The sequence below is a fragment of the [Actinomadura] parvosata subsp. kistnae genome, from assembly GCF_900323885.1.
Lineage (GTDB): Bacteria > Actinomycetota > Actinomycetes > Streptosporangiales > Streptosporangiaceae > Nonomuraea > Nonomuraea composti.
The window spans coordinates 925,713-943,727 of the sequence record NZ_OOHJ01000015.1; the positions used below are offsets into that span (position 1 = coordinate 925,713).

General features: G+C 70.1%; 15 protein-coding genes. 8 read left to right on the plus strand and 7 right to left on the minus strand.

The window, feature by feature from the left end:
• Positions 1 to 187: 187 nt before the first annotated feature.
• The gene (locus KIS93_RS18930; RefSeq protein ID WP_230465933.1) at positions 188 to 1,711 is read right to left on the minus strand and encodes an LCP family protein; all 1,524 of its coding nucleotides are present in this window, start codon (positions 1,709 to 1,711) and stop codon (positions 188 to 190) included.
• Between the two features lie 206 nt (positions 1,712 to 1,917).
• Between KIS93_RS18930 and KIS93_RS18935 the strand changes: the two genes are divergently transcribed.
• From KIS93_RS18935 to KIS93_RS18950, 4 genes are all read left to right on the plus strand, one after another.
• Entirely contained in the window at positions 1,918 to 2,646 is a 729-nt protein-coding gene (locus KIS93_RS18935; RefSeq protein WP_186404310.1) for a hypothetical protein, read from the plus strand.
• A gap of 61 nt (positions 2,647 to 2,707) precedes the next feature.
• Complete coding sequence (locus KIS93_RS18940) at positions 2,708 to 3,871, plus strand: thiolase family protein (protein WP_222107546.1); 1,164 nt, start codon at positions 2,708 to 2,710, stop codon at positions 3,869 to 3,871.
• A gap of 74 nt (positions 3,872 to 3,945) precedes the next feature.
• On the plus strand, positions 3,946 to 6,024 hold the full coding sequence (locus KIS93_RS18945; protein WP_080036343.1) for a 3-hydroxyacyl-CoA dehydrogenase NAD-binding domain-containing protein: 2,079 nt from the start codon (positions 3,946 to 3,948) through the stop codon (positions 6,022 to 6,024).
• A 97-nt stretch (positions 6,025 to 6,121) separates the two neighbouring features.
• On the plus strand, positions 6,122 to 6,505 hold the full coding sequence (locus KIS93_RS18950) for an SSI family serine proteinase inhibitor (RefSeq protein ID WP_080036342.1): 384 nt from the start codon (positions 6,122 to 6,124) through the stop codon (positions 6,503 to 6,505).
• 14 nt (positions 6,506 to 6,519) lie between these two features.
• Here KIS93_RS18950 and KIS93_RS18955 read toward each other — a convergent pair whose 3' ends face one another.
• On the minus strand, positions 6,520 to 7,995 hold the full coding sequence (locus tag KIS93_RS18955) for an amino acid permease (RefSeq protein WP_080036341.1): 1,476 nt from the start codon (positions 7,993 to 7,995) through the stop codon (positions 6,520 to 6,522).
• Positions 7,996 to 8,097: 102 nt separating this feature from the next.
• On the opposite strand from KIS93_RS18955, the gene KIS93_RS18960 reads away from it, so the two are divergent.
• Positions 8,098 to 8,688 (plus strand): DedA family protein, encoded by a 591-nt coding sequence (locus tag KIS93_RS18960; RefSeq protein WP_080036340.1) that lies wholly within the window; start codon positions 8,098 to 8,100, stop codon positions 8,686 to 8,688.
• Positions 8,689 to 8,776: 88 nt separating this feature from the next.
• Here KIS93_RS18960 and dxs read toward each other — a convergent pair whose 3' ends face one another.
• A complete protein-coding gene (gene dxs, locus KIS93_RS18965; RefSeq protein WP_080036339.1) occupies positions 8,777 to 10,657 on the minus strand; it encodes a 1-deoxy-D-xylulose-5-phosphate synthase in 1,881 nt (626 codons plus the stop codon).
• Positions 10,658 to 10,790: 133 nt separating this feature from the next.
• On the opposite strand from dxs, the gene KIS93_RS18970 reads away from it, so the two are divergent.
• The 3 genes from KIS93_RS18970 to KIS93_RS18980 all read left to right on the plus strand — a co-directional run bounded on the left by KIS93_RS18970 (position 10,791) and on the right by KIS93_RS18980 (position 13,328).
• Positions 10,791 to 11,678 (plus strand): neutral zinc metallopeptidase, encoded by an 888-nt coding sequence (locus tag KIS93_RS18970; RefSeq protein ID WP_230465932.1) that lies wholly within the window; start codon positions 10,791 to 10,793, stop codon positions 11,676 to 11,678.
• Between the two features lie 78 nt (positions 11,679 to 11,756).
• Positions 11,757 to 12,542, plus strand: coding sequence for a neutral zinc metallopeptidase (locus KIS93_RS18975; protein ID WP_186404311.1), 786 nt, complete (start codon positions 11,757 to 11,759; stop codon positions 12,540 to 12,542).
• Positions 12,543 to 12,578: 36 nt separating this feature from the next.
• Complete coding sequence (locus tag KIS93_RS18980; protein ID WP_155126342.1) at positions 12,579 to 13,328, plus strand: neutral zinc metallopeptidase; 750 nt, start codon at positions 12,579 to 12,581, stop codon at positions 13,326 to 13,328.
• A gap of 22 nt (positions 13,329 to 13,350) precedes the next feature.
• On the opposite strand, the gene KIS93_RS18985 is transcribed toward KIS93_RS18980, so the two are convergent.
• The 4 genes from KIS93_RS18985 to KIS93_RS19000 are packed head-to-tail and all read right to left on the minus strand — an operon-like array spanning position 13,351 to position 17,795.
• Positions 13,351 to 14,556, minus strand: coding sequence for an ROK family transcriptional regulator (locus tag KIS93_RS18985; protein WP_080036336.1), 1,206 nt, complete (start codon positions 14,554 to 14,556; stop codon positions 13,351 to 13,353).
• A gap of 35 nt (positions 14,557 to 14,591) precedes the next feature.
• A complete protein-coding gene (locus tag KIS93_RS18990; RefSeq protein ID WP_080036335.1) occupies positions 14,592 to 15,854 on the minus strand; it encodes a sugar ABC transporter permease in 1,263 nt (420 codons plus the stop codon).
• Positions 15,851 to 16,615: an ATP-binding cassette domain-containing protein gene (locus KIS93_RS18995; RefSeq protein ID WP_080036334.1), complete on the minus strand. Its 765-nt coding sequence runs from the start codon at positions 16,613 to 16,615 to the stop codon at positions 15,851 to 15,853. The genes KIS93_RS18990 and KIS93_RS18995 overlap by 4 nt, the downstream gene beginning before the upstream one ends.
• A 58-nt stretch (positions 16,616 to 16,673) precedes the next feature.
• Positions 16,674 to 17,795, minus strand: a complete 1,122-nt coding sequence (locus KIS93_RS19000; protein ID WP_080036333.1) for a sugar ABC transporter substrate-binding protein — start codon at positions 17,793 to 17,795, stop codon at positions 16,674 to 16,676.
• Between the last annotated feature and the right edge of the window lie 220 nt (positions 17,796 to 18,015).

Sequence of the window (18,015 nt, forward strand, 5' to 3'; positions counted from 1 at the left end):
CATTTCAGGGTTTAACGACTTACCCTGCCCGTCCTCGTACGGCCTGTCGTTCTCGTCGCGTGGCACGGTGGAACCTCTCTAGTACGAATAGTAACCGCGCCCCTTCCTACCACTACTTGTCCGGAAATTTCACATGTTTCCCTAAAATCACTCTGAGTAACAAACGCACCAGAGCGTCACGGGCCCACTACTTGCACGGATTCGTGGTGCTGTCCACGACCTTGTCCTTGAGTGCGTCCGGAATGGCCGACTGCACCCGCACGCCCGGCCAGTCCTTTCCGATGACGAGCTGGATCACCGGCCCGGACGGCGGCTGCGCGGGCGGGGTCTTCAGCGTGTACGGCTGCGAGGTGACGGCCTTGACCTTCCCCTGCACGGGCGTGCGCTTGTCCTTCGACAGCCGCGCGGCCACCGCGTCGCCGTAGGCGGGGCCGTCCTTGGCGTCCTTCTTGGCGTACCGGATGGTGGTCGTGGCGGCGGTCGCGGCGTTGCCGACGTGCGTGACCACGAACCCCTGGGCGGCCAGCGCGTCCGCCACCTGCAGCGCCTTGCCCTGCTCGCCGGTGGCGTTGAGCACCTGGAGGCGCACCTGGTCGTGCTCGATCTCGGGCGCGCTCGACTTGCCGGGGCCGGGCGTGGCCCTGATGTCGGTGTCGTTGCGCACGGCCTCGAAGAAGTCGCGGGCGGCCGGCTGGGCGAACTGCACCCTGGCCTTGTTCTCCGGGTACGGCTCGACGGGCACCGTGATGCCCTTGAGCTCCTTGGCGGTCAGCCCCTTGACGCTGTTGGCGATCTCCAGCATGCGGTCGAGGCCGAGCTCGTCGTCCACGGTGACGGCCTGGGTGGCGGCCTGGAGGAAGGCGTTGAGCTTGCCCGGGTCGGTGAGCAGGCCGCCGTCGGTGACCTTCTTCATGACCTGCGTGAGGAAGATCTGCTGGCGCTCGATCCGGCCGAGGTCGCTGCCGTCGCCGAGGGAGTACCTGGTCCGTACGTAACCCAGCGCCTGCTCGCCGTTGACGACGTGCCGGCCGGGGCCGAGCACGAACTTGGCCTCCTTGTCGTTGACGGCCTTCGGCAGGCAGATCTCGATGCCTTCGAGCGCGTCGATGATGCCCTTGAAGCCGGTGAAGTCGACCTTCACGAAATGGTTGATCTTGATGTTGGTGAGGGACTCGAGGGTCTTGATCGTGCAGTTGATGCCGCCGTCGTTGAAGGCGGAGTTGATCTGGCGCAGGCCGCCGGGCAGCACGGCCCCGTTCCTGCCCTCGCACGGGGGGATCATCACCATCGAGTCGCGCGGGAAGCTGATCATGGTGGCGCCGTCGCGGTTGGGGGCGATGTGCAGGAGCATGATCGTGTCGGTGCGCTCCCCCGCGCCCACGGTCGTGGCGCCGTACTTCTTGTTGTCGCCGTCGCGGGAGTCGGAGCCGACGAGCAGCACGTTGAGCGCGCCGGTGTCGGGCGGGCGGCTCGCTCCCGCCTTGATCGGCTCCCGGTCGATGCCGCTGTCGAGGTAGCGGTAGTAGCCGTACGCGCCGAGTGCGACGGCCACCAGCACCAGTGTCAGCGCGATGCTCACCCAGCCGAGCGGGGTCAGCGGGTTGCGCCGCCGCGTGGAGCGGCGCCCGCGCGGGCCGGGCACCAGGGTCTTGGGATGCGGTGACGAGGCGCCCCGCCGCCCCGGACCGCGGTCACTCCGCCGTTCTCTCACGCGGTCCACCCCTTGAGCCATGATCGCGAAGCATAGCCACAATCTGGTATACGCAGGATAAGTACGTTTATCTCGGCTTGTTCGCCTGTTCATCATCGGCGAGACGCTGGCCGGGCGGATAGTCCCTTCTCACCCCGAGCGAGGGCTCCATCCAAAGCACCGGAATGCGGGGCGTCGCCACGTACGGTGACGCCATCATGACGGTCATGTTGTTGACCGAGATGGCCCCTCCCCCGGGCGCCCAGGAGATGGCCGGGCTGCGCGCCAGGGCCAGGGCCGCCCGGCGCGGCGCGCTCGTGGCGCTCACGGCCTCGATCGCGCTGCTGACCACCGTGCAGTTACTCGCCGACCGGGCCGCGACGAGGGAGCAGACGCTGCCGCTCGCCGTGCTGTCCCTGGCGCTCTTCGTGGCCGCCCTGCCCGCGATGGCGCTCACCCAGTACGCCTGGGGCGCCCGCGCCCGCCGGGTGCGCCGCCGCGAGCGGGAGCTGTACGCGAGCACCCGCTCGGGCCGGGCCCGCCCGCTGACCCGGCTGGCCGTGGCCGCCTGCTGGGCGGTGACGCTGCTGCTCGGCTGGACCGTGCCACGCCTGTTCCGCGCGGCCGCCCGCTACTCCTTCGCCGACGCCCTGAGCTGGGCCGGCGAGGCGATGTCGGTCATCAGCGTGTCGGCGGGGGTGTTGTTCCTCCTTTGGTGGGCACGGGACGTGGTGGGGATGCTGGCGCGCGCCCTGCGCTCGGGGGGATCACCTGGCGATCCGTGGGACCCGGGCGCCGGCCCGCGCCGCAAGGAGGGCGCGGCGCTCTGGACGGGCGCGGCCGTCGCGGTCGCGGCCCTGCTCGGAGCCCGCGCCCATCTGTGGGAGCCGGCGACGGGAGTCATATACGCGTTGCTCACCGCCGCCCTCGTCTGCGGGGTAGTTACTGACGAGTAGCATGGGCACGGAACCCCTTTCAGCAACGAGGAGCGAATCCGTGCCTTCCTCTCGTGACGTCGTGTTCGTCGACGGCGTACGCACGCCTTTCGGCAGGTCAGGGCCGAAAGGACTGTACGCGGAGACCCGCGCGGACGACCTGGTCGTCCGCGTCATCCGCGAGCTCATCCGGCGTAACCCCAACCTGCCGCCGGAGCGCGTGGACGAGGTCGCCATCGCCGCGACCACGCAGATCGGCGACCAGGGCCTGACCATCGGCCGCTCGGCCGCCGTGCTGGCCGGGCTGCCCAAGAGCGTGCCCGGCTACGCCATCGACCGCATGTGCGCGGGCGCGATGACGGCGGTCACCACGGTCGCGGGCGGCATCGCGTTCGGCGCGTACGACGTCGCCATCGCCGGCGGCGTCGAGCACATGGGCCGCCACCCGATGGGCGAGGGCGTCGACCCCAACCCGCGTTTCCTGTCGGAGAAGCTGGTCGACCCGAGCGCGCTGGTCATGGGCATGACGGCCGAGAACCTGCACGACCGCTACCCGTCGATCACCAAGGAGCGCGCCGACGCGTACGCGGTGCTCTCACAGGAGAAGGCCGCCAAGGCGTACGCGGACGGCAAGATCCAGCCGGACCTGGTGCCGACCGCGATCAGGACCGCGGAGAAGGGCTGGGGCCTGGCCGTCGAGGACGAGGCGCCCAGGCCGGGCACCACGATGGAGGGCCTGAGCGGGCTCAAGACGCCGTTCCGCCCGCACGGCCACGTCACGGCGGGCAACTCCTCCGGCATCAACGACGGCGCCACCGGCTGCGTCGTGGCCGCCAAGGAGGTCGCCGAGGAGCTGGGGCTGGCGCCGAAGATGCGCCTGGTCTCCTACGCCTTCGCGGGCGTGGACCCCGAGGTCATGGGTGTCGGGCCGATCCCGTCCACCGAGCGGGCGCTGCGCCTGGCGGGCCTCGACATCTCCGACATCGGGCTGTTCGAGATCAACGAGGCGTTCGCCGTCCAGGTGCTGGCGTTCCTGGAGCACTTCGGCATCGCCGACGACGACCCCCGCGTCAACGCCTACGGCGGCGCGATCGCCTACGGGCACCCGCTCGCCTCCTCGGGCGTGCGGCTGATGACGCAGCTCGCCCGGCAGTTCGGCGAGCGTCCCGACGTGCGTTACGGCATCACCACGATGTGCGTCGGCATGGGCATGGGCGGCACCGTGATCTGGGAGAACCTGACGTGAGCGAGCGAAGCGAGGGAACCAATGAGACACAGCAGCCTGCTCACAGGAACGCCGAAGGCGGTCCTGTGAGCAACATGGACACGTGGCGGGCGCTGCTGAGTGAGCGCAACGCGGACGAGGTCGTCACCAAGGCCCTCGTCCGTGACGTCCAGCTTCCTGACGGCGCCGGCACGATGGCGCTGATCACCCTCGACAACGGCTTCGACCACACCAAGCCGAACACGTTCGGCCCGCACGGCCTGTTCGCCCTCAACGGGGCGCTGTCGGAGATCGCCCAGCGCACCGACCTGGCCGCGGTCGGCGTGACCGGCAAGCCGTTCATCTTCGCCGTCGGCGCCGACCTCAAGGGCGCCGCCACCGTGGCCTCCCGCGAGGAGGCGCTGGCGATCGGCGCGCTCGGCCACCACGTCTTCCGCCGGCTGGGCGAGCTGGGCATCCCGTCGTTCGCGTTCGTCAACGGCGCGGCCATGGGCGGCGGGCTGGAGATCGCGCTGCACTGCACGTACCGGACGATCTCGGCGGGCGTGCCCGCCGTGGCGCTGCCGGAGTGCTTCCTCGGCCTGGTGCCGGGCTGGGGCGGCACGCAGCTGCTGCCGCGCCTGATCGGGCCGGCGAACGCGGTCAAGCTCATCATCGAGAACCCGCTGTCCAACAACCGCATGATCAAGGGCGCGGACGCGTACGAGCTGGGTGTCGCCGACGCCATGTTCGAGCCGGCCGACTTCCTGGAGGAGTCGCTGCGCTGGGCCGCCCGCGTGATCAAGGGCGACGTCACCGTGGAGCGCAAGCAGCACGACGGCTGGGAGAAGGCCGTCGCCGACGCCCGCTTCCTGGTGGACATGAAGCTGCGCGGCGCCGCGCCGGCCCCGTACCGGGCGCTGGACCTCATCGCGCTGGCCGAGAGCGCCACCCGTGACGAGGGCTTCGCAGCCGAGGACGAGGCGCTGGCCGACCTGCTCATGAGCGACGAGCTGCGGGCCGGGCTCTACTCCTTCGACCTGGTGCAGCGCCGCGCCAAGCGGCCCGCCGGCGCGCCGGACAAGTCGCTGGCCCGCAAGGTCACCAAGGTCGGCGTGGTCGGCGCGGGCCTGATGGCCTCGCAGATGGCGCTGCTGTTCGCCCGCCGCCTGGAGGTGCCGGTGGTGCTCACCGACCTCGACCAGGCCCGGCTGGACAAGGGCGTCGGGTACGTGCACGCTGAGGTGGACAAGCTGCTGGGCAAGGGCCGCGTGTCGCAGGACCAGGCCAACCGGCTCAAGGCGCTGGTGACCGGCTCGCTGACCAAGGACGCCTTCGCCGACGCCGACTTCGTGATCGAGGCCGTGTTCGAGGACATGGCGGTCAAGAAGCAGGTGTTCGCCGAGGTCGAGGCCGTGGTGTCGGAGGAGTGCGTGCTGGCCACGAACACCTCCTCGCTGTCGCTGACCGAGATGGGGTCGGGCCTGGCCCACCCCGAGCGGCTGGTCGGCTTCCACTTCTTCAACCCGGTCGCGGTCATGCCGCTCCTGGAGATCATCAGGGGCGCCTCGACCGACGACGCCACGCTGGCCACCGCGTTCGCCGTCGGCAAGACGCTGAAGAAGTCGTCGGTGCTGGTCAAGGACGCGCCCGCATTCGTGGTCAACCGGCTGCTGACCTGCTTCATGGGCGAGGTCGTCGCGGCCGTGGACGAGGGCACGCCGCTGGAGACGGCCGAGCACGCGCTCGACGGGCTCGGGCTGCCGATGACGCCGTTCGCGCTGCTGCAGCTCGTCGGCCCGGCGGTGGGCCTGCACGTGGCCGAGACGCTGCACGAGGCGTTCCCCGACCGCTTCGGCGTCTCGGAGAACATGGCCAAGCTCGTCGAGTCGGGCAAGCCGGGCGTCTACCGGCCGGACTTCACGCTCGACCCGGAGGCCGTGGCCCTGTTCGCGGGCGGCACCTCCCCGTCCACCGCCGAGCAGGTGCGCGAGCGCGTGCTGGCGGCGCTGGCCAGGGAGATCCGCATCATGCTGGACGAGGGCGTGGTGGCCGCGCCGCAGGACATCGACCTGTGCATGATCCTCGGCGCCGGCTGGCCGTTCCACCTGGGCGGCATCACGCCGTACCTGGACAGGACCGGCATCGCCCAGCCGCGCTTCCTCCCGCCTGGCGTGGCCTCGGTTCCCGCCTGACTTTGCCGAGTCTTTGAGGAGGTCCTCACCGGACCTCCTCACCTCCGCGCGCACTCCGTCGTAGCCTTTGGTGCCGTCCTACGAACGGAGAGTAACCATGATGAAGGCAGCGGGCGCCCTCGCGCTCTGCGGAGCCCTCCTGGCCGGCGCGTCCCTACCCGCGCAGGCCGCCCCGGCCCCCAAGGCGAAGCTCAAGATCGTTGACGGGATGAAGGGCGGGCCGGTGAAGTCGGTCTGGCTCCACTGCGGGCCCGCCGGCGGCACCCACCCGAACGCGCGCGCCGCCTGCAACCTGCTGCGGCAGGTGAAGGGCGACCCGGCACAGCTCAAGGTCAGCCCGAAGGCGAACTGCTCGCAGGAGATCAAGCCGCACGCGGTCGCCATCGCGGGCACGTGGCACGGCAGGAAGGTGCACTGGGCGAAGTTCTTCGCCAACGCCTGCCAGATGAGGGCCATGACCGGCCCGATCCTGGCCCTCTGAGCAGCGTCTCGGAGTCAGCGGCGGGCCTTCTGCTCCCTGGAGAAGGCCTGCCTGCTGTTCCAGTAGCCGAAGCCGAAGTACACCACCAGGCCGATGATCATCCAGATGACGAAGCGCAGCCACGTCTCCGCCGGCAGGTTCAGCATCAGGTAGACGCAGGCCAGCACGGACAGGATCGGCAGCAGCGGCACCAGCGGCGCCTTGAACACCCTCGGGAGGTCGGGCCGCGTGCGACGCAGGATGATCACGCCGACCGACACCACCACGAACGCGAACAGCGTGCCGATGTTGACCAGCTCGGCCAGCTCCCCGAACGAGACGAACCCGGCCAGCACCATCGTGACGAGCCCGATGAGCACCGTGAGCCGGGCCGGGGTGCCGTAGTGCGGATCGACCTTCGCCAGCCAGCGCGGCAGCAGCCCGTCGCGGCTCATCGCGAACAGCACCCGGGTCTGCCCGAGCAGCAGCACAAGCACCACGGTCGTCAGGCCCGCGATCGCGCCCACGCTGATGATCGTGGCCAGCCAGGAGTGCCCCACCGAGATGAACGCGTCGGACAGCGGCGCGGCCGTGCTCAGCTCGCTGTAGCGCTGCATGCCGACGACGACCAGGGAGACGGCCACGTACAGGACCGTGCAGACGGCCAGCGAGCCGATGATGCCGCGCGGCACGTCACGCTGCGGGTTGATCGTCTCCTCCGCGGCGGTGGCGACGATGTCGAAGCCGATGAAGGCGAAGAACACGATCGCCGCCGCCGAGAAGATGCCGATCACGCCGAACGCCACCGGCGTGACGCCGAAGATGAGCTGGATGAGCGGCGCCTTCAGGCCCTCCACCCGGTCCGTGGGCACCGCCTCCGGGATGAACGGCGTGTAGTTGGCGCCCTTGATGAAGAACAGCCCCGCCACGATGACGAGCAGCACCACCGCGATCTTCGTGGCGACCAGCACCAGGTTGACCCGCGAGGACAGCTTGATCCCCGCCACCAGGATCGAGGTGAGGATCAGCACGATGAGCACGGCGGGCACGTTCACCACCGGGTCGTCGCCGGCGATCGAGGCGGGCAGCTCCATGCCGAGGGAGGCCAGCAGGGACGCGAAGTAGCCCGACCAGCCGACCGCGACCACGGCGGCGGCCAGCGCCAGCTCCAGGAACAGGTCCCAGCCGATCACCCAGGCGGGGAACTCGCCGAGCGTGGCGAAGGAGAAGGTGTAGGCGGAGCCCGCGACCGGGATCGTGGAGGCGAACTCGGCGTAGCACAGCGCCGCGAGCCCGCACACGATGCCCGCGACGACGAACGAGACGGCCACCGCCGGGCCCGCCATCTCCTTGGCCACCTGACCGGTGAGCACGAAGATCCCGGTGCCGACGATGACGCCGATGCCGAAGACCGTCAGGTCCATGGCCGTCAGGCGTTTGCGGAGCTGGTGCTCGGGCGCCTCGGTGTCGCGAATCGACTGCTCGACGCTCTTCGTGCGAAAGATGTCCACGCTCAGTGATCCTTCCCACGCCGCCAGTGATCATGCCCTTCTCAGGGTCGGATCGGGGACGATCCGGATGGTGCTCCTGCCCCTGGGGAGCAGGCTGAAGCCATGCTCAACGATCTGCTCGACGGTCTGGCCCGGCAAGACCCCGGCGTGGTGCTAGCCCTGTTGCTGGTCTTCCTGACACTGGACGCCTCCGTCGGCGTCGGCCTCATCACCCCCGGCGACGGGCTGCTGCTCGTGGCGGGCGCCACGGCGGGCAGCGCGGGCGAGGCGCTGGCCCTGATCGGGGTGGGCGTGCTGGCGTGCTTCGCGGGCGCGTCAGGAGGTCACTGGCTGGGCCGCCGCTACGGCCCGCGGCTGCGGCGCGGGCGGCTCGGGCGACGCGTCGGGGAGCGTCGGTGGGCGCGCGCGGAGCGGTTGTTCGAGCGCAGCGGGTGGGCGCTGGCGCTGGCGTACTTCCTGCCGGTGCTGCACGCGCTCACGCCGGCCGTGGCGGGCGCGGTGGGCATGCCGTACCGCAGGTTCATGGCGTGGGCGATGCTGGGCAGCACGGCCTGGGTGAGCACGTACGTGACGCTCGGCGCGCTGGCCGGGGAGGTGGTGCGGCGGCACGCGGGCTGGCTGCTGCCGGTCGCGGCGGCGGCGGTGATCGCCGTGGTCGGGATCACCGCCGCGGTCCGCAGAGCGCTCAGATGACCGCCATGGGAGCGGCCGTGCGGGCGGCTCAGTGGCGAGCGGCTCAGTAGCGAGCGGCTCAGTGGCGGGCGGGTCGGTGGCGGGCGGGTCAGTGGCGGGCGGGCTCCACGGAGGAGGTGCGCTTGGCGACCGCCTCGGTGACCTGGCGGGCGAGGTCCTGGCCGGTCAGGCCGATCCTGCCGAGGATCGCCGCCCGCTTGGCGTGGTCGAGGAACTCCTGCGGGATGCCGAAGGTGCGCACCGGCACGTCGACGTCGGCGTCGCGCAGGAGCCTGGCCACCGCGTCGCCGACGCCGCCGACCCGGCCGTTGTCCTCGACGACCGCGACCAGCTTGTGCGCGCCGGCGGCCAGCACCAGCGCCTCGTCGAGCGGCTTGACCCAGCGCGGGTCGACCACGGTGGCCGAGATGCCCTGCGCGTCGAGCAGGACGGCGGCGTCCATGCAGACCTGCGCCATCGGGCCGACGCCCACCAGCAGCACGCCGGGGTCGCCTTCGGCGGCCCGCAGCAGGTCCATCTCGCCGAGCTTGCCGACCGGCTCGATCGGCTCGGCGACCGGGCCCTTGGGGAAGCGCAGCACGGTGGGCCCGTCGGTGACCTCGACGGCCTCGCGCAGCAGCTCGGCCAGGCGGTCGCCGTCGCGCGGCACCGCGATGCGCAGGCCGGGGACGACCTGGAGGATCGACAGGTCCCACATGCCGTTGTGGCTGGCGCCGTCGTCGCCCGTGACGCCCGCCCGGTCGAGCACCACCGTGACCGGCAGGCGGTGCAGGGCGACGTCCATGAGGAGCTGGTCGAAGGCGCGGTTGAGGAAGGTGGCGTAGACGGCCACGACCGGGTGCATGCCGCCGAGCGCGAGCCCGGCCGCGCTGGTCAGCGCGTGCTGCTCGGCGATGCCGACGTCGTAGATGCGCTCGGGGAAGGCGTCGGCGAAGGCGTTGAGGCCGGTGGGGTGCAGCATCGCGGCGGTGATCGCGACGAGGTCGTCGCGCTCCTTGCCGAGCCGGACGAGCTCCTCGCTGAAGACGTTGGTCCAGATGCGGCCCTTGGGCTTCTCCGCGCCGGTGGCCCGGTCGAAGGCGCCCGGCGAGTGGAACTGGTCCTCGTCGTGGTTCTCCGCCGGGGTGTAGCCGCGGCCCTTCTGGGTGAGCGCGTGCACGATGACCGGGCCGCGGAAGTCGCGGGCCTGGCGCAGCGCCGCCTCCATGGCCTGCTCGTCGTGGCCGTCGATGGGGCCGACGTACTTGAGGCCGAGGTCCTCGAACATCACCTGCGGCGACAGGACGTCTTTCACGCCCTTCTTGAAGCCGTGCAGCGCGTCGTACAGGACAGGAACGTTCCCGATCTTGTCCTTGACGAAGTCGAGCAGGTCCTCGTAGCGGCGGTTGACCCGCAGCGAGGACAGGTGGGAGGCCAGGCCGCCGATCGTCGGCGAGTAGGAGCGCCCGTTGTCGTTGACCACGATCACGACCGGCAGGTCCTTGGCGGCGGCGATGTTGTTGAGCGCCTCCCAGGCCATGCCGCCGGTCAGCGCGCCGTCGCCGATGATCGCCACGACCGTGCGGTCGCGCTCGCGGCGCAGCTTGAACGCCTTGGCCAGGCCGTCGGCGTAGGACAGCGCCGTGGAGGCGTGGGAGTTCTCGACGAAGTCGTGCTCGGACTCGGCCTGGCTCGGGTAACCCGACAGGCCGCCCTCCTGCTTGAGCGCCTCGAAGCCGGCCGCCCGGCCGGTGAGGATCTTGTGCACGTACGCCTGGTGCCCGGTGTCCCAGACGACGGGGTCGTGGGGTGAGTCGAAGACGCGGTGCACCGCGATCGTGAGCTCGACCACGCCGAGGTTGGGGCCGAGGTGACCGCCGAACCTGGCGCACGAGTCGACGAGCACGTCGCGGATCTCTCCCGCGAGCTGCGGCAACTCCTCGACACTGAGCCGTTTGACGTCCTGCGGTCCCTTGATCGAGCCCAGCAACCCGCTCACGGATGCGTCTCCCCTCTGCTCTTTTGCGCCGATCCCCCCGAGTCTAGTTCGCGTAGACCTCACTGACTCCATCGAGTCAAATGCACCCACATATGTCCGATCTTGACCTAGTCTTTCGGTACCTATGAACTCCGTCCCCAAAAGCAGGCTCCTGACCCTCGCAGCGGCCGTGCTGGCACTCGCCGTCGCCGCGACCGCGCTGGTCATGGTGCTGGCGGACGTGGCCACGACCTCGACGGGCATCGCCAACGAGGCCCAGCAGCTCCCGTCGCCGCCCGCGAAGCGCGCGCGCGAGAAGGCCGGGACGCTCCTGGCCTCCAAGGCGCTGGCCGTGGCCAACCCCCTGTACAAGACGGGCCGGCTGGCCGACGTGAACTGCGCGCCCGGGGACCTGCCGGCCGGGAGCATGGTGGCCTACCGGCGCTTCCTGACCCGCGTGACCGCCTGCCTGAACCGGGCGTGGGCGGCGCAGTTCCGCAAGGCGGGCATGCCGTTCACCAAGCCGCGGCTGCGCATCATCACCAGCAAGGTCCGCACCCCGTGCGGGGCCTGGAACACCGGCGCGGACGGAGTCTACTGCTCGACCGACCGCACCATGTACCTGATGATCAGCAAGGCGCAGCTGCGCAACCCGTTCCCGCTGGGGATCACCCGGCTGGTCGCGCACGAGTACGGCCATCACGTCCAGCAGGTCTCCGGCATCTGGAGCTACTACTGGGCGGCGCGCACCACGGCGGGCCGGTCGAAGCGGCTGCAGTTGTCGCGCAATTCGGAGTTGCAGGCCGAGTGCTTCTCCTCGGTCTTCATGAGCACCATGAAGGGCACGTCGCTGGTCACCCTCGCGGACTGGGCGTACACGGTGAGCTGGTTCAGGAAGAACGGCGCCAAGGGGTGGCCGCAGAACGACCACGGCAGGGGGCCGACGCAGGCCGCCTGGATGACGCGCGGTTTCACCCGCGGCACGCCCGGCTCGTGCAACACTTGGGCGGCAAATCCACGAAATGTCACCTAATGGCTCTTTAGTCGCGCTTTACCTGGAACTCCCTCTTTAATAGGGTGCCTTCTCATGCGTATCCCTCGATTGGCGCTCATGGCGGGCGCTCTGGCTGGCGTGCTCTTCGCCGGAACGGCCCACGCGGCCACCTCCGCGGCCCCGTCGTACAAGCCGGTCCTGACCAAGAACCCGCTGTACAAGACGGGCAAGCTGGGCATCTCGGCGTGCGAGGAGCCGCAGGTCCAGAACGGCACGGTCGAAGAGGCCGAGCTCTACTTCGAGGCCGTGATGGAGTGCCTCGACAAGGCGTGGAGCCCTGTCGTGAAGAAGGCGGGCTACCGCTTCAACAAGGCAAAGGTCACCGTGATCACCAAACTCGGTGCAAAAACCCCTTGCGGAGCCTTCAATGACCCACGTGCGCAGGCCATGTACTGCCCGCCCAACAAGAGGATGTACATCCTGCTGAGCCCGCAGGTCATCGCGGAGCCGAACGACCTCGCCTTGATGCAGGTGCTGGCCCATGAGTACGGCCACCATGTCCAGCAGCTCACCGGCATCATGGGGCTGGCCTACAAGAGCTACTACCAGAGGCCCGTAAACGAGCACGCGTTCGAGAGCATTCGCCGAGCCGAGCTGCAGGCCGAGTGCCTGAGCGGGGCATTCGTCGGCCGCGTATGGAACTCTCTCGGTCGCCCCGACTCCGACTGGAGCATCTTCCTCAAGGGCGGCCACAACTTGGGGTCCTCCCTTGGCCTCCGTAGCGGGTCGGATGAGACCCACGGATCCGACGCCAACGTCAGATGGTGGCTGCAGAAGGGCTTCAAGGCCCAGTCGGCGAGCGCCTGCAACACCTGGACCGCGCCCAGCCGCAAGGTCTACTAAGGCGAAACCGCTCAAGACCCTCTAAGATCCGCGATCGTGCGCATACCCCTCACGGCGTTGGCCGCGTGCATGGTCGCGGGTCTCTGCTTGCCCGCGCCGGCCGCCGCCGCGGGGCGGGTCGGCCAGGGCGGGCTGATGGGTGCGATGGGCGGCGAGGTCGTGCCGCAGAAGTGCGCGATCCCGCCGATCAGGGTGGGGAGCGTGGCCTCGCTGAGGTCGTTCCACGAGGCGATGGCGGCGTGCGCCGACGCGTTCTGGGCGGCCAGGTTCGCCGCGGCCGGGCTGCCGTACAGCCCGCCGGCGGTGACGATCACCACAGGCGGCGACTCGGTGTGCGGGGCGATCACCAGCAGCGGCGCGCAGTACTGCCCTGACCAGCGCACCATCGTCGTCCGGATCACGAAGCAGGACCTGCGCGACCCGTTCAGGATGAACGTGGCGCACTCGGTGGCCCACGAGTGGGGCCATCACGTGCAGCAGCTCATCGGCGTGCTGACCGCCCAGGCCGCCCTGTACGAGCCGGCCTCCGAGGGGGCGCGCAAGCTGCTGAGCCACCGGCTGGAGATGCAGGCCGAGTGCTTCGCCGGGGTCTTCTACAGCGCCACGCTGAAGTCGATCAGGCCGGGGATCTCGTGGAAGGACTGGCTGTCGGCGGTACGCAACGCGGACGAGAGCGACATCCACGGCAAGCCGCGCAACCTGGCGCTCTGGCAGGACCGGGGGTACCGGGGCGGGGCCCCGGGGTTCTGCAACACGTGGACCGCCGCCAAGGGCAAGGTCGCCTGAAGCGGGCAAGCGGGCGGGCGGTTCAGGCGTTGAGGCGGGCCAGCACTTCCAGGGGATCCGACAGGACGTGGGCGAAGGCCAGCTCGGCGGCCCCCACCAGGGTGGCGGCGTCCCCGAGTGCCGAGGTGCGCAGCCGTACCCGCTCCCGCTGGGGCGCCATGGCGTGCAGGGTGAGCTGCGTGCGGACCTGGGCGGCGGAGCCGAGGTAGATCTCCCGCAGCATGCCCCCGAAGATCACCATTTCGGGGTTGAAGATGTTGATCAGGTTCGCGACGCCGAGGCCGAGCCAGTCGCCGACCCGGCTGAGCGCCTCCTGGGCGACGATGTCGCCGCGGTCGGCGGCGTCCACCACGGCGCGCACCGCGTCGCGGCCCTGGTGACCGGCCGAGACGCGGCCCGCCGACTCCAGCAGGGCCCGCTCCCCCACCTCCGCCTCCAGGCAGCCGTTCGAGCCGCAGCCGCAGGCGCGCCCGCCCGGGTTGACGACCATGTGGCCGACCTCGCCGCCGTAGCCGTCGTGGCCGCCGAGCAGGTGGCCCCCCGCGATGATGCCGCCGCCGATGCCGACGTCCCCGTGCAGGTAGATGAGGTCGCGGACGGCGACGCCGACGCCGCGGCTGTGCTCGGCCAGCGCGCCCAGGTTGGCGTCGTTGCCCACGCTGACGGGCAGGCCGAGGCCGAGCCGGCGGCCCAGCTCCTCGCCGAACGGCACCTCCTCGGCCTTCAGGTTCGGGCCGAACGAGACCACGCCGTCGGCCTTGCGCACGCCGCCGGACACGGCCGCCGCCGCGCCGACGCAGACCGTGTCGTCCCTGGTCTTGCGCCGCATCTGGCGGGCGAACCCGGCCAGCGTGCCGGTCAGCTCGTCCAGCTCGAACCGGCCGCGGTCGCGTACGGTCTCGCGGCGGTCGAGGATGACCCCGCCCAGCCCGACGCGGGCCACCGCCAGCCGGTCGGGGCCCACGTCGAAGGCGAAGACGTAGACCCGCGCCGACTCCGGACGCACGACCAGCGAGGGCCGGCCCGCGCGGCCCGTCTCGCGCGGCAGCTCCTCGCGGACCAGCCCCGCCGCGGTCAGATCCGACGTCAGGGCCATGATCGTGCTGCGGTTGAGCCCCATCTTCGAGGTCAGCTCGGCGCGGGAGATCGGCCCGCCCAAGTGCACATGGCGGAGCAGCGCGCCGAGATTGTGGCGCCTGATGTCCTCTTGGGAGGGGCCGGCACGCATCGTCTGGGGTTCCTTCAGGGGCTGTGAGTCGCTGATCACCTTAGACCAGCGGCAGCCGCCCGCTTGCGCGCCAGGGCGTCCACACCCGCGGCGAGCAGCAGGACAGACCCGGTGACCAGGTACTTCACGCTGGCCCCGTACCCCATCAGACCCATGCCGTTCTCGATCACGGCCACCACGGCGCCGCCGAGCACGGCGTCCAGCACCCTGCCCTTGCCGCCGAAGAGGCTGGTGCCGCCGATGACCGCCGCGCCGACCGCGTACAGCAGGACGGAGCTGCCGCCCGTGTTCGGGTCGACCGAGCTGGCCCGCGACGCGGCCACGATGCCGCCGACGGCGGCCATCGCGGAGCAGATCACGAACGCGCTGATCTTGATCCGGTCCACCGGGATGCCGGCGCGCCTGGCCGCCTCGGTGTTGCCGCCGACCGCGTACAGGTGACGCCCGAACGCGGTGCGGCGCAGCACCAGCGTCCACGCGACCAGCAGCACCAGGATGACCGGCACCACGATCGGCACGCCGGTCAGCGAGACCAGCGCCGGGTTGCGGCTGCGCTCCAGGTTGAGCGCGGCCACCGCGAGCCCCGCGAACAGCGCCAGCATGCCGACGCGGAAGGCGATCAGCGACAGCGGATCGGCCGTCAGACCCCGCCTGGTACGGCTCCTGGCCCGCCTGAGCTGCACCGCGGCGAAGATCGCCACGCACACCAGGTAGAGCGCCCAGCCGAGCCACGGCGGCAGGTTCTTGTTCGCGATGGCGACGACCACGCTGTCGCGGATGGAGATGTTCGTGCCCTCGTGCACCAGCACCAGCACCAGGCCCTGGAAGGCGAGGAAGGCGGCCAGCGTGACCACGAACGACGGGATCCCGACCTTGGCCACCAACGTGCCCAGCACGGTGCCGATCACCACGCCGGTGAGGATGGCCGCCGCCATGCACACGTACCAGGGCAGGCCCGCGCTGGTCAGCGTCACGGCGAGGACCGCCGCGCAGACGCCGCTCGCGAAGCCCGCCGACAGGTCGATCTCGCCGAGCAGCAGCACGAACACCAGGCCCATCGCGATCAGCGTGACCGCGGCGCCCTGCGTGAACAGGTTGGCGAAGTTGATCGCCGTCAGGAAGGACGGCCGCGCCGCCGCGAACACCACGCAGAGCACGACCAGGCCGAGCACGGCCGGCAGCGCGCCCATGTCGCCGCCGCGCACCCGCTGGACGTAGGCGAGGAAGCTGTTCTTGATCGAGGGTGCCTGTGTCGCCGCGACGATGGCCTCGCCGGGGAGTTCCTTGACCTTGTTCATGGGGTGACCCCGTTCTTGAGGCCCAGTTCGCCGCTGCGGCCGGAAGTGATCAGTTCGACGACCTGCGCGTGCGTCACGTCGGCGGTCTTGACCTGGGCGGCCATCCTGCCGAGGTAGAGCGCCGCGATCCGGTCGGAGACGGCGAACACGTCGTTCATGTTGTGCGAGATGAGCACCACGGCCAGGCCGGTGTCGGCGAGCCGGCGCACCAGCTCCAGCACCTGCGCCGTCTGGGCCACGCCCAGCGCCGCCGTGGGCTCGTCGAGGATGACGACCTTGCTGTTCCACAGCACGGCCTTCGCGATGGCCACGGTCTGCCGCTGCCCGCCGGACAGGCTGGAGACCTGCTGCCTGATGGACTTCACCGTACGGACGGACAGGCCGCTGAGGGTCTTCTCCGCCAGCTCCTCCATGCTGTCCTCGTCGAGCAGGATGCCGTTCTTGCGCTCCCTGCCGAGGAACATGTTCTGGACGATGTCGAGGTTGTCGCACAGGGCGAGATCCTGGTAGACGATCTCGATGCCCAGCTCGCCCGCGTCGCGGGGGCTGTGCACGTGTACCTCCGCGCCGTCGAACAACAGCTGGCCCGCGTCGATCGGATAGATGCCGCCGATGCACTTGACCAGGGTGGACTTGCCGGCGCCGTTGTCGCCGACGAGCGCGGTGACCTCGCCGGCGTACGCGGAGAACTCGACGTTGTGCAGGACCTTCACCGGGCCGAAGCTCTTGTCGATCCCGCGCACTTCAAGGAGGGGGGTCATGGGGCTCCCTAAACGAGGGCACGGCCCCCGCTCGTGGCGCGGGCCGTACCCCTCTGTGTTATTGAATTCCAGCCTCGGTGCACTTGGCGGCGAAGTCGCCGGTGCACAGTTCCTCCTTGGTGACGTAACCGTCGGCCACCACGTCCTTGACGTTGTCGAGGTAGATGGCCTGCGGCTCCATCAGCTCGGCGGGCACGTCCTGACCCGACTCCGGGTCCTTGACGCTGCTGCTCGCCGTGGGCTTCTCACCCTTGGCCAGCGCGACGGCGAGCTTGGCCGCCGCGTCGGCCTCCTTCTTGACCGCCTTGTAGACGGTCATGCACTGGTCGCCCGCCAAGATGTTCTGCAGGCCCTGGACGGTGGCGTCCTGGCCCGTCACCGGCACCTTGCCGTTGAGCTTGTTCTTCTTCAGCACGGTGATGGCGGCGTTGCCGAGGCCGTCGTTGGCGGCCAGCACCCCGGCGATCTTCGGCTGCTCGGTCAGCATCTGCTCGAAGAGCGTTCCGGCCTGGGTGTTGTCCCAGTCGGGCACCGACTGCTCGGGGCCCTTGACGTACTCGCCCGCGTCGAACTTGGGCTTGAGCACACCGTCGTAACCGGCCTTGAACAGGGTCGCGTTGTTGTCGGTCGGCGAGCCGTTCAGGTAGGCGACGATCGGCTTCTCGGCCTTCTTGTCAGTGAGGCACTTGACCAGGCCCTCGCCCTGGAGCGTGCCCACCTTGGTGTTGTCGAAGCTGACGTAGTAGGCGGCGCCGCCGCCGAGCGTCAGCCGGTCGTAGTCGATCGTGGCCACGCCCTGCGACTTGGCCTTTTCGATGACCGTCTTGCCGGTGCCGCTGTCCAGGTTCACGATCATCAGGACGGTGGCGCCGTTAGTGATCATCTGGTCGGCGATGGTCTGGAACGCCGTCTTGTCGTTCTGGGCGTTCTGGATGTCGTACTGGACGCCGGCGGCCTTGAACGCCTCTTCCAGGTACTTGCGGTCAGCCGTCTCCCACCGGGCGGAGGACTTGCTGTCCGGGAGGATGACGCCGATCTTGCCGGCCTTGGCCGCTTCTGTGGCCGCTCCTGTGGCCGAGGCGGACGAGGTCGTGGTCTGACCGCTGTCGCCCCCGCAGGCGGTAAGACCGAGCGCGAGCGCGGCTGCCGCGGCGGTCAGGCTGAGGATCCCCTTGCGCATGGTGCAGGGTCCTTTCTTCCGGAGGGGCCCGGATGAATGTTGTTTGCGGCAACGTATTCCGGGATGGACCGCATGGGAAGGGGGTGACGGCGGCGGATTTGTTGTTTCGGGTAACAATCCAGAAACGTCAGGTCAACCTGCTGGACTCCGTACCGTCGCCGCCGGGGTCGTCCGGCGGGGCGTGGCGCGGAGCCGGGCGGGGTCGCACGGCTGCCCTCGA

Coding starts and splice junctions, on each gene's coding strand:
- KIS93_RS18945 (WP_080036343.1), top strand. CDS start 3,946: ATGGACACGTGGCGGGCGCTGCTGAGTGAGCGCAACGCGGACGAGGTC.
- KIS93_RS18950 (WP_080036342.1), top strand. CDS start 6,122: ATGATGAAGGCAGCGGGCGCCCTCGCGCTCTGCGGAGCCCTCCTGGCC.
- KIS93_RS18960 (WP_080036340.1), top strand. CDS start 8,098: ATGCTCAACGATCTGCTCGACGGTCTGGCCCGGCAAGACCCCGGCGTG.
- KIS93_RS18935 (WP_186404310.1), top strand. CDS start 1,918: ATGTTGTTGACCGAGATGGCCCCTCCCCCGGGCGCCCAGGAGATGGCC.
- KIS93_RS18970 (WP_230465932.1), top strand. CDS start 10,791: ATGAACTCCGTCCCCAAAAGCAGGCTCCTGACCCTCGCAGCGGCCGTG.
- KIS93_RS18990 (WP_080036335.1), bottom strand. CDS start 15,854: ATGAACAAGGTCAAGGAACTCCCCGGCGAGGCCATCGTCGCGGCGACA.
- KIS93_RS18985 (WP_080036336.1), bottom strand. CDS start 14,556: ATGCGTGCCGGCCCCTCCCAAGAGGACATCAGGCGCCACAATCTCGGC.
- KIS93_RS19000 (WP_080036333.1), bottom strand. CDS start 17,795: ATGCGCAAGGGGATCCTCAGCCTGACCGCCGCGGCAGCCGCGCTCGCG.
- KIS93_RS18975 (WP_186404311.1), top strand. CDS start 11,757: ATGGCGGGCGCTCTGGCTGGCGTGCTCTTCGCCGGAACGGCCCACGCG.
- KIS93_RS18995 (WP_080036334.1), bottom strand. CDS start 16,615: ATGACCCCCCTCCTTGAAGTGCGCGGGATCGACAAGAGCTTCGGCCCG.